Source organism: Paraburkholderia azotifigens (genome assembly GCF_007995085.1).
Taxonomy (GTDB): domain Bacteria; phylum Pseudomonadota; class Gammaproteobacteria; order Burkholderiales; family Burkholderiaceae; genus Paraburkholderia; species Paraburkholderia azotifigens.
On the sequence record NZ_VOQS01000001.1, the window covers coordinates 2,885,659 to 2,899,631 of the forward strand.

Genomic DNA, 13,973 nt, shown 5'->3' on the forward strand with positions numbered 1-13,973 from the left:
CATGCGCCTTGCGGAAGTCGTTCGCAACACCAGCGAAACGCAGATCCGTGTGAAGATCAACCTGGACGGCACCGGTCAGCAAAAGCTGGCCACGGGTGTGCCGTTCCTCGATCACATGCTCGACCAGATCGCCCGTCACGGGCTGATCGATCTGGACATCGAAGCGCATGGCGATACGCATATCGACGACCACCATACCGTCGAAGACGTCGGCATCACGCTCGGTCAGGCCATCGCAAAGGCGGTCGGCGACAAGAAGGGCATTCGCCGCTACGGTCATTCGTACGTGCCGCTGGATGAAGCGCTGTCGCGTGTGGTCATCGATTTCTCCGGCCGTCCGGGCCTCGAATTCCACGTGCCGTTCACGCGCGCGCGAATCGGCACGTTCGACGTCGATCTCTCCATCGAATTTTTCCGCGGTTTCGTGAATCATGCGGGCGTCACGCTGCATATCGACAACCTGCGTGGGCTGAACGCGCATCATCAGATGGAAACGGTGTTCAAGGCGTTCGGCCGTGCGTTGCGCATGGCCACCGAACTCGATGAGCGCGCGGCGGGCCAGATTCCGTCGACCAAGGGTAGCCTCTAAACGACTCACTGCGCGACCAACCGTCACCACTGGAACCGGCCGCGCCGCGCGCGTCCGGCTTGCGATGGATATCATCAAGTCGTTTATTTCGCTGCTGGCGCTGATCAACCCGGTCGGCGCCATACCGTTTTTTCTGAGCCTGACGTCGCAGCAATCGGTCGCCGAACAGCGCCGCACGATTCGTATCGCATCGATTTCGGTGTTCTGCGTGATCGCCGTGACCACCTTGCTGGGGCAGCAGATCATCCGCTTCTTCGGTATTTCGATCGGCGCGCTTGAAGTGGGCGGCGGCATCATCATGTTGCTGATGTCGATCAGCATGCTGAATGCGCAGGTCGGCAACGCCCGCTCGACGCCGGAAGAGCGGCACGAAGCCGAACTGAAGGACAACATCGCCGTCGTGCCGCTGGCGATTCCGCTGCTGACAGGGCCGGGCTCGATCAGTACCGTCCTCGTCTATTCGGCCAGCTATCCTCATTGGTACGAGCGGATTAGTCTGATCGTCATCGGTGCGGTGATTGCGGCGCTGTGCTTCGGCTCGCTGAGTCTGGCTGAACCGATCGCGCGCTGGGTCGGTCGGACAGGAATCAATATCGGCACGCGGTTGATGGGTTTGATGTTGTCGGCGCTGGCGGTGGAGTTCATCGTCAACGGATTAAAGGCGTTGCTGCCTAACTTGAAATGAAAACTTCAATAGCGATTGTGGATTACGGAATGGGCAACCTGCGTTCGGTCGCCCAGGCGTTGAAGAAAGCCGCGCCGGAAGCGGACGTGGCGATCGTCGACAAGCCCGAAGCCATCCGCGCGGCAGACCGCGTGGTGCTGCCCGGCCAGGGCGCGATGCCCGACTGCATGCGCTCGCTCGGCGAATCCGGCTTGCAGGACGCGGTGATCGAAGCGTCGCGCAACAAGCCGCTGATGGGCGTGTGCGTCGGCGAGCAGATGCTGTTCGACTGGAGCGCCGAGGGCAACACGAATGGCCTCGGCGTGTTGCCCGGCAAAGTGGTGCGCTTCGATCTGGAAGGCCAGCTGCAGGACGACGGCTCGCGCTTCAAGGTGCCGCAGATGGGCTGGAACCGTGTCCGTCAGGCGCGGCCGCACCCGCTGTGGGACGGCGTCGCGGACAACGCGTTTTTCTATTTCGTGCACAGCTACTACGTCGTGCCTGAAAACGCTTCGCATACTGCGGGCGAGACCGTGTACGGCGTGCCCTTTACCTCGGCGGTGGCACGGGATAACATTTTCGCGACCCAATTCCACCCGGAAAAGAGCGCCGACGCGGGCCTGCGCGTGTATCGCAACTTCGTGCACTGGAATCCCTGATCCCGGCCATCAGTCTCGCATTCAGCCTCTTTGACCGTCCATGTTTTCCGTCCACGTCCTCTGCCCCGTTCACATGCGCACGCTCGCGAAGACCGTTGGCAAGGTCGCCGAAAGACATGTACTAAACTAGCGGAACGGCCTGGCGCGGGCCATAGCCCGTTTTCCCGCCAGCCGAACTTCAACTTTTTTCCCTGACAACACCCGATTGCTATGCTGCTGATCCCCGCCATCGACCTGAAAGACGGTCAATGTGTACGCCTCAAACAAGGCGATATGGACCAGGCGACGATTTTCCATGAGGAACCGGCGGTGATGGCCCGACATTGGGTCGACCGTGGCGCGCGTCGCCTGCACCTCGTCGACCTGAATGGCGCATTTGCCGGCAAGCCGAAGAACGAAGACGCGATTCGCGCGATCATCGAAGAAGTCGGCGGCGAAATTCCCGTGCAACTTGGCGGCGGCATCCGCGATCTGAACACGATCGAACGCTACCTGGACGACGGCCTCGAGTACGTGATCATCGGCACGGCTGCGGTGAAGAATCCGGGCTTCCTGCTCGAAGCGTGCACGGCATTCGGCGGACATATCATCGTCGGCCTCGACGCGAAGGACGGCAAGGTGGCCACCGACGGCTGGAGCAAGCTGACGGGCCACGAGGTCGTCGATCTCGCGCGCAAGTTCGAGGACTACGGCTGCGAGTCGATCATCTACACAGACATCGGCCGCGACGGCATGCTTCAGGGCATCAATATCGAGGCGACGGTGCGCCTCGCGCGCTCGATGAAGATCCCCGTGATCGCGAGCGGGGGCCTGTCGAATCTCGCCGACATCGAAGCGTTGTGCGAAGTGGAAGACGAAGGAATCGAAGGCGTGATTTGCGGCCGCGCGATCTATTCGGGCGACCTGGACTTCGCCGCGGCGCAGACGCACGCGGACCGTCTGCGCGAATCGGACGACGCCTGAGCGCGCGTCCGGACGCCCGTCAGGGTGTCTCATGCAGCGCCCGGCGTGCCGGCCTTGCGCCGCTTTCCTGCGCATCACGCACGGGCGAGCGGCCTCACCAGCGGTATTGGCAAGAACTAGCAAGATCATGGCTTTAGCTAAACGCATCATTCCCTGTCTGGACGTCACGGCTGGCCGCGTGGTCAAGGGCGTCAATTTCGTCGAGTTGCGCGACGCGGGCGATCCCGTCGAAATCGCGCGCCGCTACGACGAACAGGGCGCCGACGAACTCACGTTCCTCGACATCACGGCCACGTCCGACCAGCGCGACCTGATTCTGCCGATCATCGAAGCGGTGGCGTCGCAGGTATTCATTCCGTTGACTGTCGGAGGCGGCGTGCGCGCTGTCGAAGACGTCCGGCGTCTGCTGAACGCGGGCGCGGACAAGGTCAGCATGAATTCGTCGGCGGTCGCGAATCCGCAACTCGTGCGCGATTCGACGGACAAATACGGCTCGCAATGCATCGTCGTGGCGATCGACGCGAAGCGCGTGTCCGCCGACGGCGAGACGCCGCGCTGGGAAGTCTTCACGCACGGCGGACGCAAGAACACGGGGCTGGACGCCGTCGAATGGGCGCGCAAGATGGCCGAACTCGGCGCGGGCGAAATCCTGCTCACCAGCATGGATCGCGACGGCACGAAGAGCGGCTTCGATATCGCGCTGACGCGCGCCGTGTCGGACGCGGTGTCCGTTCCCGTGATCGCGTCGGGCGGCGTCGGCTCGCTGCAGCATCTCGCCGACGGCATCACGCAAGGGCGCGCAGACGCCGTGCTGGCCGCGAGCATCTTCCATTATGGCGAGCACACGGTCGGCGAGTGCAAGCGCTTCATGGCCGATCAGGGCATTTCGGTGAGGTTGTAACGTGGTCAATCCGTCTGAAGTCGGCTGGCTCGACAAGGTGAAGTGGGACGCGAACGGCCTCGTGCCCGTGATCGCGCAGGAAGCGTCGACGAACGACGTGCTGATGTTCGCGTGGATGAACCGCGAAGCACTCGCCAAGACAATCGAGACGGGCCGCGCGGTCTATTTCTCGCGCTCGCGTCAGCGCCTGTGGTTCAAGGGCGAGGAATCGGGCCACGTGCAGCACGTGCATGAAGTGCGGCTCGATTGCGACGAAGACGTCGTGCTGCTGAAAGTCGAGCAGGTATCGGGCATCGCGTGCCACACCGGCCGGCATTCGTGCTTTTTCCAGAAATTCGAAGGCGCGGTCGATTCCGGCAACTGGGTTGCCGTCGATCCTGTCCTGAAAGACCCCGAACACATCTACAAATGACGCAAGATACGCAATCGACGGGCGACACGCTTCGGCGCCTCGCTGCCGTCATCGACAGCCGCAAGGGCGGCGATCCCGATGCTTCGTACGTTTCGCGCCTGTTTCACAAGGGCGACGACGCGGTGCTGAAGAAGATCGGCGAAGAAGCGACGGAAGTCGTGCTGGCCGCGAAGGATGTCCGCCTCGGCGCGGAACGCAAAGCGCTCGTCAGCGAAACGGCCGATCTGTGGTTTCACTGCCTGGTCATGTTGTCGCATTTCGACCTGAGCCCCGCTGACGTGCTCGCCGAGCTGGAGCGCCGCGAAGGGCTGTCGGGCATCGAAGAAAAGGCGTTGCGCAAGAGCCGCGATCGCGAGCAGAACGGCGACTGAGTGGCGACTGGGCGGCGGCAGTCTTGAAAATGACGCTGTCGGCGCGACATTGCAATTGGCATCCAGCCGCACCCTCGAGGAGGACGCAAGCATGGAACAGTCGCATGGCGGTTATCCGCCACCGTCGTATCAGAGTGCAGTCGAGATCGACCGGCAGCGCAGCCTGCGCACGCTGACCCACATCATCTACGCGCTCTATGCCGTGTACTGGCTGACGGGCGGCATCTCGGTGCTGGTCGCGATCATCCTCAACTACATCAAGCGGCCAGAGACGGTCGGCACGCCGTATGAGCAGCATTTCGACTGGCAGATCCGCACCTTCTGGATGGGGCTGATCGGCCATCTGATCGGCGTCGCGCTGTTTATCGTGCTGATCGGCGTGCCCATTCTGTGGGCCGTCGCGATCTGGACGTTGTACCGTATTATCAAAGGCTGGCTGTTTCTTTACGACAACAAGCCGCTGACGAATCCGCGCGGCTGGTTCTGACCCACGCCGCATCGGGCGTGCGCCGCGCCCGCTGTCCATCGAGACCATGAGCCACGATCCGAACTGCCTTTTCTGCAAGATCGCCGCAGGCGAGATTCCGTCGACGAAAGTCCACGAAGACGACGAGTTCGTCGCGTTCCGCGACATCCGCCCGGCAGCCGAAACGCATGTGCTCGTCATACCGCGCAAGCACATCGAAACGCTGTCGAACTGTACCGAGAGCGATTCCGCCCTGCTTGGTAAAATGTTGATATTGGTTGCGCGTCTCGCTGACCAGCTGGGCGTCGCGTACAAGGGCGGACAGACGGGATTCCGTACGGTGATCAATACGGGGCCGGGCGGTGGGCAGGAGGTTTATCACCTGCACGCGCATCTGCTGGCGGGACCGCGCCCGTGGCTGAGGATGGGCTGAAAGCGGTCGGCGCGCGTTCGGCGCAGGGCCGCTCGACAAAGATTCGCCGCATCCGCTTTTTGACTACGCACAATGGCGAGTCCCGCGCTGCGAGGTCGTTATTTTATGTAGGGATGTAACGACAGCGACTCGCAGACGTGTTCATAATGGGACCGAGGGCGCCGACGAAATAAGAAGGCGTCGGCGGTAGTTTCGCAAACGGGGCGCATCTGAAGATGCGCTTCGATTCAGGCCGAAAGGCACACAGTTGTCGTCGCTCAAGTACGACGGCGGGGGTTAAGGAGATTTTTATGGGTTCGTTGAGTATTTGGCATTGGCTGATCGTTTTACTGATCGTCGCTCTGGTGTTCGGCACGAAGAAGCTGCGCAATATCGGCAGCGATCTGGGCGGCGCGGTGAAGGGCTTCAAGGAAGGCATGAAGGACGGCGAAACGCCCGAAGCGCAGCAGCGTGACCAACTGTCGCGGACGAACACCGTCGATGTCGACGCAAAGGAAAAGGCGCCGCATTCCGGCGATTCCCGCTAATCCGGCGCCAGCCGAGCTTGCGCTGACACGCGCGCACTGACGGGAAGCCCAATCCATGCTGGACCTCGGTTTGACCAAGATGGCGTTGATCGGCGTGGTCGCGCTGGTCGTGCTCGGCCCTGAGCGCTTGCCGCGCGTGGCCCGCACGGCGGGCGCGCTGTTCGGCCGCGCGCAACGCTATATCAACGACGTGAAAGCCGAAGTCACGCGTGAAATCGAACTCGACGAATTGCGGCGCATGAAAACGGAGTTCGAATCGGCGGCGCAAAACGTCGAGACCACCATTCACGACAATCTTCGCAAGCACGAAACCGAACTGAACGAGGCGTGGTCGCAGGGCACGTCGGTGTCGCCGAGCATCGCGGGCGGCGCGACGGAAGCCCTTGCATCCGCTGCGGACGCTCCCTCCACAGCGTCGTACGGCGGCGCATTGTGGTCCAGCTCGAACGCGGCCGCGCCGAAACGCAAGAACTGGCGCGTCAAGCAGACGGCCACGCCGACCTGGTACAAGCGCGCCGTCTCGAGACGCACGCGGGTTCAATCGGGCGCGGCGCGCGTCGCGCGGCATACGCCCGTCAGCCTGCGCCGGCCGACACGCTTCTTCTGATCTTCCGATGTTCCGCGCATCAAACTCCAACCGAGGGCCGGTGTGAGCGACCCCCAAAATCAGAACGAAGGCGCTGAAGAGACCTTCATCTCGCATCTCGTCGAACTGCGCGACCGCATCATCCGGGCGGGTATCGCGGTGATCGTCGTGTTCGTCGGGCTCGTCTACTGGGCGCCTGATATCTTCCGGCTGCTCGCGCGTCCGCTGATGAACAATCTGCCGAAGGACGGCAAGATGATCGTCACCGATGTCACCGGCTCGTTTTTCGTGCCGATGAAGGTGACGATGCTCGTCGCCTTCGTGATTGCGCTGCCCATCGTGCTGTACCAGATCTGGGCGTTCGTCGCGCCGGGGCTGTATCAGCACGAGAAGAAGCTGGTCGGGCCGCTGGTCGGCAGCAGCTACACGCTGTTCCTGTGCGGCATGGCGTTCGCGTACTTCGTCGTGTTTCCAACCATCTTTCGCGTGATGGCGCACTACAACGCGCCGCTTGGCGCGGAAATGACGACGGATATCGACAATTACCTGAGCTTCGTGCTGACCATGTTCATCGCCTTCGGCGTGACGTTCGAAGTACCGATCGTCGTCGTGCTGCTGGTGCGCATGAACGTGCTGACGATCAAGAAGCTCAAGGAGATTCGTCCGTATGTGATCGTCGGTGCGTTCGTGATTTCGGCTGTGGTGACGCCGCCGGACGTGTTTTCGCAGCTGATTCTCGCGATCCCGCTGATCGTGCTGTACGAGGCGGGCATCATCGCGGCGCGGCTGTTCGTCAGCAAGCCCGTCGCGCCGGCTGAGAACGAAGGGAACGCGGCGGGTTAGGGCGGTTGTCGCGCCGCCTCCGTCAGGCAACAAAAAAGGGCAGTGCTCCATCGGAGACTGCCCTTTTGCTTTGCATGGCCCGAAGATCCAGGCATCTGAACGTGCAGTGCGGCTAAAGCCTCAACCGCCTTCTTCATCGTCGCCTTCGTCCGAAGGCTGCTTCGGTGGCGGCGGGCGCTTGCCGATCATCACCGTCAGATCCATTTCCTTGTTCTTGCGCACCAGGTGCACCTTCGCGTCGGTGCCCGGCTTGATCTGCGCGATCACGTTCAAAAGGCGGGTCGTATCGGTGATGTCCTGACCGTTGACCGACACCAGAATGTCGCCCGGCTTGATGCCGGCCTTGTCGGCGGGGCCGCCTTTCAGCACGCCGGCGACGATCGCGCCCGATTTCTGCTCGAGCCCGAACGATTCGGCGATTTCCGGCGTCACGTCCTGCGGTTCGACGCCGATCCAGCCGCGCGTCACCGTGCCCGTCGTGATGATGCTTTCCAGCACGCTGCGCGCCGTCGACACGGGAATTGCGAAGCCGATGCCGAGCGAGCCCCCGAGCGCGAGTAGATCGCCGTATTGATGCCGAGCAGGTTGCCGTTCACGTCGACCAGCGCGCCGCCGGAATTGCCCGGATTGATCGGCGCGTCGGTCTGGATAAAGTTCTCGAACGTGTTGATGCCGAGGTGATTGCGGCCCAGCGCGCTGACGATGCCCATCGTGACTGTCTGACCGACGCCGAACGGATTGCCGATCGCGAGCACCACGTCGCCGACGCGCGTCTGGTCCATGCGGCCGAGCGTGATGGTCGGCAGATTGGTCATGTTGACCTTGAGCACGGCCAGATCGGTTTCGGGATCGACGCCGATCACCTTGGCATTCGTCGTGCGGCCGTCGGCGAGCGCGATTTCGATTTGATCCGCGCCGTCGACGACATGCTGGTTCGTTAGAATGTAACCTTCCGAACTCACGATAACTCCCGAGCCGAGGTTGGCCGCGGGTTGCTCTTGCTGCTGCTTTTTGTTCTTGTCGCCGAAGAAGTAGCGGAACAGCGGGTCTTTCGCGCGCGGGTCGGGCGGGAGCGAGCCGTCTTTGCTGGAGAACACGTTGACGACAGCGGGCATGGCCTTTTGCGCCGCGTCGGCGTAGGAATTCTGGACGTTGCCGCCGCTGCCCATTCCGGGTGCCACCTCTCGGAGCGCGACGATCGGCTCGGCCAGTTGCTTGCCGAACTGCCCTTGACGTTGCAGCCACTGCGGTTTGAGGGTCGCAATGATGAACATCAGCGCCAGCAGCACGGTCACCGCCTGGGCGAAGAACAGCCAAAAGCGTCTGAGCATCTGAAAATTAGAGGTGTATATGGATCGGATCGAACTCGAATTGTACTTGAACAACCTCCTTGAAATCTCGCGCTTCAAGGACTATTGCCCGAATGGCCTGCAGGTCGAAGGGCGGCGCAAGATCGAGAAAATCGCGACTGGCGTGACGGCGTCGCTGGCCTTTCTGGAGGCGGCGCTGGAGTGGGGTGCCGACGCCGTGCTCGTCCATCACGGCTACTTCTGGCGCAACGAGGCGCCGCAAATTACGGGCCGCAAATATCACCGGCTCAAGGCGCTGCTCGCGAACGACCTGAACCTGTTCGCGTTCCATCTGCCGCTCGACGATCACCCCCTCTACGGCAACAACGCGCAGCTCGGCGCGAAATTCGGTCTGATTCCCGACGGCCGCTTCGGCGACAACGACATCGGCTGGATGAGCACGCTGCCCATGCCGATCACACTCGCGCATTTCAGCGCTGAGGTCGAGCAGACGCTCGGCCGCGTGCCACTCGTGCTGGGCGACCCCGACAGGAATCTGCGGCGCGTCGCGTGGTGCACGGGCGCGGCACAAGGCTATTTCGACGCGGCCATCGATGCGGGCGCCGACGTCTACCTGACGGGCGAAATCTCGGAACAGGTCACGCATACGTCGGCGGAGAGTGGCGTCGCGTTCATCGCGGCAGGACATCACGCCACCGAGCGCTATGGCGTGCAGGCGCTGGGCGCGCATCTGTCCGAGCGGTTCGAGCTCGAACATCTGTTTATCGATATTCATAATCCAGTTTGAATATCGGTTGGATTACGCGATCAAAAGGTTTGAAAAACGGAGGAAATGCTTAATAAAAGCCGTAAAAAGGTTTGCGATCCGTGCGGGGAAACCCTGATTTATCAATGACTTCGCACGGTTTTTGGCAATCGGCCCTTGTAAATGCCGACTCCATTCGAGCAAACTAGCGGCGGTAGACCCGACGTGAAGGAAAAATCCAACTCAGAAGTGGGGCGTGTGATGCGAGACAAGGAAGATGAACGCGTCGATGGCGGCCGCCGTAGCTGGCTGATTGCGACGACCGTAGCAGGTGGCATCGGAGGAGTCGCCACCGTCGTACCCTTTGTTAGTTCGTTTGCACCATCCGAAAAAGCCAAAGCGGCGGGTGCCCCCGTCGAAGTCGATATCTCCAATCTGAAGCCCGGCGACATGCTCACCGTCGCCTGGCGCGGCAAGCCTGTCTGGATCATCAATCGCACCGACAAGCAGTTGGCCGACGTTCAAAAGGCCGACAAGGAAGTCGCCGATCCCGAATCCAGGAATCCCTTTTCGATGCCCGAGCCGGACTACTGCAAGAACGAGTTCCGCTCGCGCTCCGACCACAAGAACCTTTTCGTTGCCGTCGCGGTGTGCACCCATCTGGGCTGCACGCCGACTCCGCGCTTCCAGGAAGGCGCGCAGCCCAATCTGCCCGACGACTGGCCGGGCGGCTTTCTCTGTCCGTGCCATGGTTCGACTTACGACATGGCGGGCCGCGTCTTCAAGAACAAACCTGCGCCGCAAAACCTCGATATCCCGCCTTACATGATCACGGGTAACACCCTCGTGATCGGCAAGGACGAGAAAGGAGAAGCGTAATGGCGACGACCGAAAAAGAGGTGGAAGCGACGGGTCTGACGGGCTGGATCGATCGCCGCTTTCCGATGACGGCGACCTGGAAGGCTCACGTCTCCGAGTACTACGCGCCGAAGAACTTCAACTTCTGGTACTTCTTCGGTTCGCTGGCGTTGCTGGTGCTGGTCAACCAGATTGTCACGGGCATCTTCCTCACGATGAACTACAAGCCCGACGCAACGCTCGCGTTCGCTTCGGTCGAGTACATCATGCGCGAGGTGCCGTGGGGCTGGCTGATCCGCTACATGCACTCCACGGGCGCGTCGATGTTTTTCGTCGTCGTGTATCTGCACATGTTCCGCGGGCTGCTGTACGGCTCGTATCGCAAGCCGCGCGAGCTGGTCTGGATCTTCGGCTGCGCGATCTTTCTGTGCCTGATGGCCGAGGCGTTCTTCGGCTATCTGCTGCCGTGGGGCCAGATGTCGTACTGGGGCGCGCAGGTGATCGTGAACCTGTTCTCGGCGATTCCGTTCATCGGGCCGGACCTGTCGCTGTGGATTCGCGGCGACTACGTCGTGTCCGACGTCACGCTGAACCGCTTTTTCGCGTTTCACGTGATTGCGATTCCGCTCGTGCTGCTGCTGCTCGTGGTCGCGCACATCGTCGCGCTGCATGAAGTGGGGTCGAACAACCCGGACGGCATCGAGATCAAGGCGAAGAAGGACGCGAAGGGCATCCCGCTCGACGGCATTCCGTTCCATCCGTACTACTCGGTGCACGACTTCATGGGCGTGTGCGTATTCCTGATGGTGTTCGCGGCGATCATCTTCTTCGCGCCGGAGATGGGCGGCTACTTCCTCGAGTCGAACAACTTCGTCCCCGCCAACCCGCTGCAGACGCCGCCCGAAATCGCGCCTGTCTGGTACTTCACCGCTTTCTACGCAATGCTGCGCGCGACCACCGACCCGTTCAAGATCGTGCTGATGATCGTGATCGGCCTGCTCGGCCTGTTCGCGCTGATCCGCGCGCGCGGAAAGTGGAAGCTCGGGCTGCCCGTGCTGGCCGTTCTCGTGATCCTCGCGATGGCGTTCACCGAGTCGAAGTTCTGGGGTGTCGTGGTGATGGGCAGCGCGGTGGTGTCGCTCTTCTTTCTACCGTGGCTCGACCGGTCGCCCGTCAAGTCGATCCGCTACCGGCCGTTCTTCCACAAGGTGTTTTACGCGATCTTCGTGGCAGCCTTCCTGACGCTGGCATTCCTCGGCACGAAGCCGCCGTCGCCCGCTGCGACGCTGATCGCGCAGATCTGCGCGCTGATCTACTTCGCTTTTTTCCTCGGCATGCCGTTCTGGACGCCGCTTGGCAGGTTCAAGCAGCCGCCCGAACGAGTGCGGTTCAAACCCCACTAACCGCGAGCCTGGAGAAAACGACGATGAAAAAACTGCTTTCGACGCTCGCGCTGCTCGCTGCAACCGTGCTGGCGCTGTCCGCAGCGCCTGCTCGCGCGGAAGGCGAGTTTCCGCTCGACCGTGCGCCCGACAACGCGGAGAATATCGCCTCGTTGCAGCATGGCGCCCAATTGTTTGTAAACTACTGCCTGAATTGCCACAGCGCGAACCTGATGCGCTATAGCCGATTGCAGGATATCGGCATTTCGCAGAAGGAAATTGAAAAGAACCTGCTGTTCACGGCAGATAAAGTCGGCAACACGATGACGGTCGCAATGCGCCCCGACGACGCGAAAGCGTGGTTCGGCGCGACGCCACCGGATCTGTCGGTGGAAGCGCGGGCAAGGAACCGTGACTGGCTGTACACGTATTTGCGCAGTTTCTACCGCGATGACACACGGCCGACCGGCTGGAACAATATGGCGTTCGAGAACGTGAGCATGCCTCACGTGCTGTGGCAGCTTCAGGGGCAGAGAACGGCGAAGTTCGAAGAGGATATCGACGAAAACACGAAGGAAAAGGTCAAGAAATTCGTGGGATACACGCAGGTCACGCCGGGGACGATGTCGCCGGTAGATTATGATTCTGCTGTGGCCGACCTCGTGTCGTACCTGTCATGGATGTCCGAACCGACGCAGAAAACCCGTCGTCAGCTTGGCGTCTGGGTGCTGCTGTTCCTGGGCGTTCTGAGCTTTTTAGCCTGGCGACTGAACGCCGCGTACTGGAAAGATATCAAATAGTCACGCCGTAACTGGTGTGGGGCCGGCGCAAGGAAAACCTTCCCTGACGGTTTTCCCCTCGCTGGCCCTTTAAGTTTTTTGAGGAAACGCAAACATGATGGTTCTGTATTCCGGCACTACTTGCCCGTTCTCCCAGCGCTGCCGGCTGGTGTTGTTCGAAAAGGGCATGGACTTCGAAATCCGTGACGTCGACCTGTTCAACAAACCGGAAGACATCGCCGTGATGAATCCGTATGGTCAGGTGCCGATCCTCGTCGAACGGGATCTGATCCTGTACGAATCGAACATCATCAACGAGTACATCGACGAGCGCTTCCCGCATCCGCAACTGATGCCGGCCGATCCCGTCCAGCGTGCCCGTGCGCGTCTGTTCCTGCTTAACTTCGAGAAAGAGCTGTTCGTGCACGTCGGCACGCTCGAAAACGAGAAGGGCAAGGCAGCCGAGAAGAACCACGAAAAGGCGCGCCTCGCGATCCGCGACCGCCTCACGCAGCTCGCGCCGATCTTCCTGAAGAACAAGTACATGCTCGGAGAAGAGTTCTCGATGCTCGACGTCGCGATCGCGCCGCTGCTGTGGCGTCTCGATCACTACGGCATCGAACTGTCGAAGAACGCTGCGCCGCTGATGAAGTACGCCGAGCGTATTTTCAGCCGTCCGGCCTATATCGAAGCGCTGACGCCGTCGGAAAAGGTGATGCGCCGCTGAGTTTGAGATTGGCTTCGGGTGCGGCGCGCGGCGTACCATTCTGGTTCGCGCGCCAACCCGGCACGAGGACAGTTGATGCAAGAGATTTCCACGAAGCCGTACCTGCTGCGCGCGCTGTACGAATGGTGTACCGATAACGGCTATACGCCGCATATCGCGGTGCGTGTCGACAACCAGACGCGCGTGCCGCGCCAGTTCGTGCGCGACAACGAGATCGTGTTGAACATCAGCTTCGAGGCGACCAGCCAGCTGCAGATGGGCAACGAGTGGATCGAGTTTCACGCGCGTTTCTCAGGCAAATCGCACAAGATCGAGGTGCCCGTCGCCAACGTGCTCGCCATTTACGCGCGCGAGAACGGGCAAGGTATGGCGTTTCCGGTCGAGTCGGCGGGCGGCGAGGCAACGGATTCCGAGGACGACGAAGCCGTGATCGACGAGGTGCCTGCAGAAGCGGCGCCGGAGGCGGAGAAGGTCGGCGAAACCGACAAGGATCCGACGCCCGACGACGATGGCACGAAAGGTGGCGGAAGAGCCCACCTCAAAGTCGTGAAATGAAGTAGAATCGCGCACTCAGGCCGGCTTAGCTCATCAGGTAGAGCGCTTGACTTGTAATCATGAGGTGGCGGGTTCGAGTCCTGCAGCCGGCACCAGCATCAGGAAACGGGCCACGCGGTAACGCGTGGCCCGTTTTGCTTTTGTAGCTTGTAGCGCCTCGCGTCGGGCAAAGCGCCGCGACCGTCGAAGCGTGGCATCGCCGG

General features: G+C 61.4%; 18 protein-coding genes, 1 tRNA gene and 1 pseudogene. 19 read left to right on the plus strand and 1 reads right to left on the minus strand.

Annotation, left to right across the window (positions count from 1 at the left end; genetic code table 11):
* The first annotated feature begins 1 nt into the window (after nt 1).
* The 12 genes from hisB (at nt 2) to tatC (ending at nt 7,414) form a co-directional block, all read left to right on the plus strand.
* Entirely contained in the window at nt 2-589 is a 588-nt protein-coding gene (gene hisB, locus FRZ40_RS12920) for an imidazoleglycerol-phosphate dehydratase HisB (protein ID WP_028367589.1), read from the plus strand.
* Nucleotides 590-653: 64 nt separating this feature from the next.
* The gene (locus FRZ40_RS12925; RefSeq protein WP_028367588.1) at nt 654-1,274 is read left to right on the plus strand and encodes a MarC family protein; all 621 of its coding nucleotides are present in this window, start codon (nt 654-656) and stop codon (nt 1,272-1,274) included.
* Nucleotides 1,271-1,912 (plus strand): imidazole glycerol phosphate synthase subunit HisH, encoded by a 642-nt coding sequence (hisH, locus tag FRZ40_RS12930; protein ID WP_147234302.1) that lies wholly within the window; start codon nt 1,271-1,273, stop codon nt 1,910-1,912. Before FRZ40_RS12925 ends, hisH begins: the two co-directional genes overlap by 4 nt.
* 210 nt (nt 1,913-2,122) lie before the next feature.
* Nucleotides 2,123-2,875, plus strand: a complete 753-nt coding sequence (gene hisA, locus FRZ40_RS12935; protein WP_028367586.1) for a 1-(5-phosphoribosyl)-5-[(5-phosphoribosylamino)methylideneamino]imidazole-4-carboxamide isomerase — start codon at nt 2,123-2,125, stop codon at nt 2,873-2,875.
* A 127-nt stretch (nt 2,876-3,002) separates the two neighbouring features.
* A complete protein-coding gene (hisF, locus tag FRZ40_RS12940) occupies nt 3,003-3,776 on the plus strand; it encodes an imidazole glycerol phosphate synthase subunit HisF (protein WP_028367585.1) in 774 nt (257 codons plus the stop codon).
* Between the two features lies 1 nt (nt 3,777).
* Entirely contained in the window at nt 3,778-4,188 is a 411-nt protein-coding gene (hisI, locus tag FRZ40_RS12945; protein ID WP_147234303.1) for a phosphoribosyl-AMP cyclohydrolase, read from the plus strand.
* Nucleotides 4,185-4,559, plus strand: coding sequence for a phosphoribosyl-ATP diphosphatase (locus tag FRZ40_RS12950; protein ID WP_028367583.1), 375 nt, complete (start codon nt 4,185-4,187; stop codon nt 4,557-4,559). The genes hisI and FRZ40_RS12950 overlap by 4 nt, the downstream gene beginning before the upstream one ends.
* A 91-nt stretch (nt 4,560-4,650) precedes the next feature.
* The gene (locus tag FRZ40_RS12955; RefSeq protein WP_028367582.1) at nt 4,651-5,046 is read left to right on the plus strand and encodes a DUF4870 family protein; all 396 of its coding nucleotides are present in this window, start codon (nt 4,651-4,653) and stop codon (nt 5,044-5,046) included.
* A gap of 46 nt (nt 5,047-5,092) precedes the next feature.
* Nucleotides 5,093-5,458: a histidine triad nucleotide-binding protein gene (locus FRZ40_RS12960; RefSeq protein ID WP_007731835.1), complete on the plus strand. Its 366-nt coding sequence runs from the start codon at nt 5,093-5,095 to the stop codon at nt 5,456-5,458.
* A gap of 290 nt (nt 5,459-5,748) precedes the next feature.
* Nucleotides 5,749-5,985, plus strand: a complete 237-nt coding sequence (tatA, locus tag FRZ40_RS12965; protein WP_028367581.1) for a Sec-independent protein translocase subunit TatA — start codon at nt 5,749-5,751, stop codon at nt 5,983-5,985.
* Nucleotides 5,986-6,040: 55 nt separating this feature from the next.
* A complete protein-coding gene (gene tatB, locus FRZ40_RS12970; protein WP_028367580.1) occupies nt 6,041-6,592 on the plus strand; it encodes a Sec-independent protein translocase protein TatB in 552 nt (183 codons plus the stop codon).
* 42 nt (nt 6,593-6,634) lie between these two features.
* Entirely contained in the window at nt 6,635-7,414 is a 780-nt protein-coding gene (tatC, locus tag FRZ40_RS12975; RefSeq protein WP_147234304.1) for a twin-arginine translocase subunit TatC, read from the plus strand.
* A gap of 120 nt (nt 7,415-7,534) precedes the next feature.
* Here tatC and FRZ40_RS12980 read toward each other — a convergent pair.
* A pseudogene (locus FRZ40_RS12980) lies at nt 7,535-8,745 on the minus strand (Do family serine endopeptidase).
* 19 nt (nt 8,746-8,764) lie between these two features.
* On the opposite strand from FRZ40_RS12980, the gene FRZ40_RS12985 reads away from it, so the two are divergent.
* From FRZ40_RS12985 to FRZ40_RS13015, 7 genes are all read left to right on the plus strand, one after another.
* Nucleotides 8,765-9,511 (plus strand): Nif3-like dinuclear metal center hexameric protein, encoded by a 747-nt coding sequence (locus FRZ40_RS12985; RefSeq protein ID WP_147234305.1) that lies wholly within the window; start codon nt 8,765-8,767, stop codon nt 9,509-9,511.
* 219 nt (nt 9,512-9,730) lie between these two features.
* Nucleotides 9,731-10,348 carry a ubiquinol-cytochrome c reductase iron-sulfur subunit gene (petA, locus tag FRZ40_RS12990; protein ID WP_028367576.1) on the plus strand — a complete coding sequence of 206 codons (618 nt, stop codon included), beginning with the start codon at nt 9,731-9,733 and terminating at the stop codon, nt 10,346-10,348.
* Entirely contained in the window at nt 10,348-11,730 is a 1,383-nt protein-coding gene (locus FRZ40_RS12995) for a cytochrome b (RefSeq protein ID WP_147234306.1), read from the plus strand. Before petA ends, FRZ40_RS12995 begins: the two co-directional genes overlap by 1 nt.
* 23 nt (nt 11,731-11,753) lie before the next feature.
* Entirely contained in the window at nt 11,754-12,509 is a 756-nt protein-coding gene (locus FRZ40_RS13000; protein WP_147234307.1) for a cytochrome c1, read from the plus strand.
* Nucleotides 12,510-12,603: 94 nt separating this feature from the next.
* A complete protein-coding gene (locus FRZ40_RS13005; RefSeq protein ID WP_006052302.1) occupies nt 12,604-13,215 on the plus strand; it encodes a glutathione S-transferase N-terminal domain-containing protein in 612 nt (203 codons plus the stop codon).
* A gap of 75 nt (nt 13,216-13,290) precedes the next feature.
* Entirely contained in the window at nt 13,291-13,770 is a 480-nt protein-coding gene (locus tag FRZ40_RS13010) for a ClpXP protease specificity-enhancing factor (protein WP_028367573.1), read from the plus strand.
* A gap of 19 nt (nt 13,771-13,789) precedes the next feature.
* Nucleotides 13,790-13,865 (plus strand) — tRNA-Thr (locus FRZ40_RS13015).
* Nucleotides 13,866-13,973 lie beyond the last annotated feature (108 nt).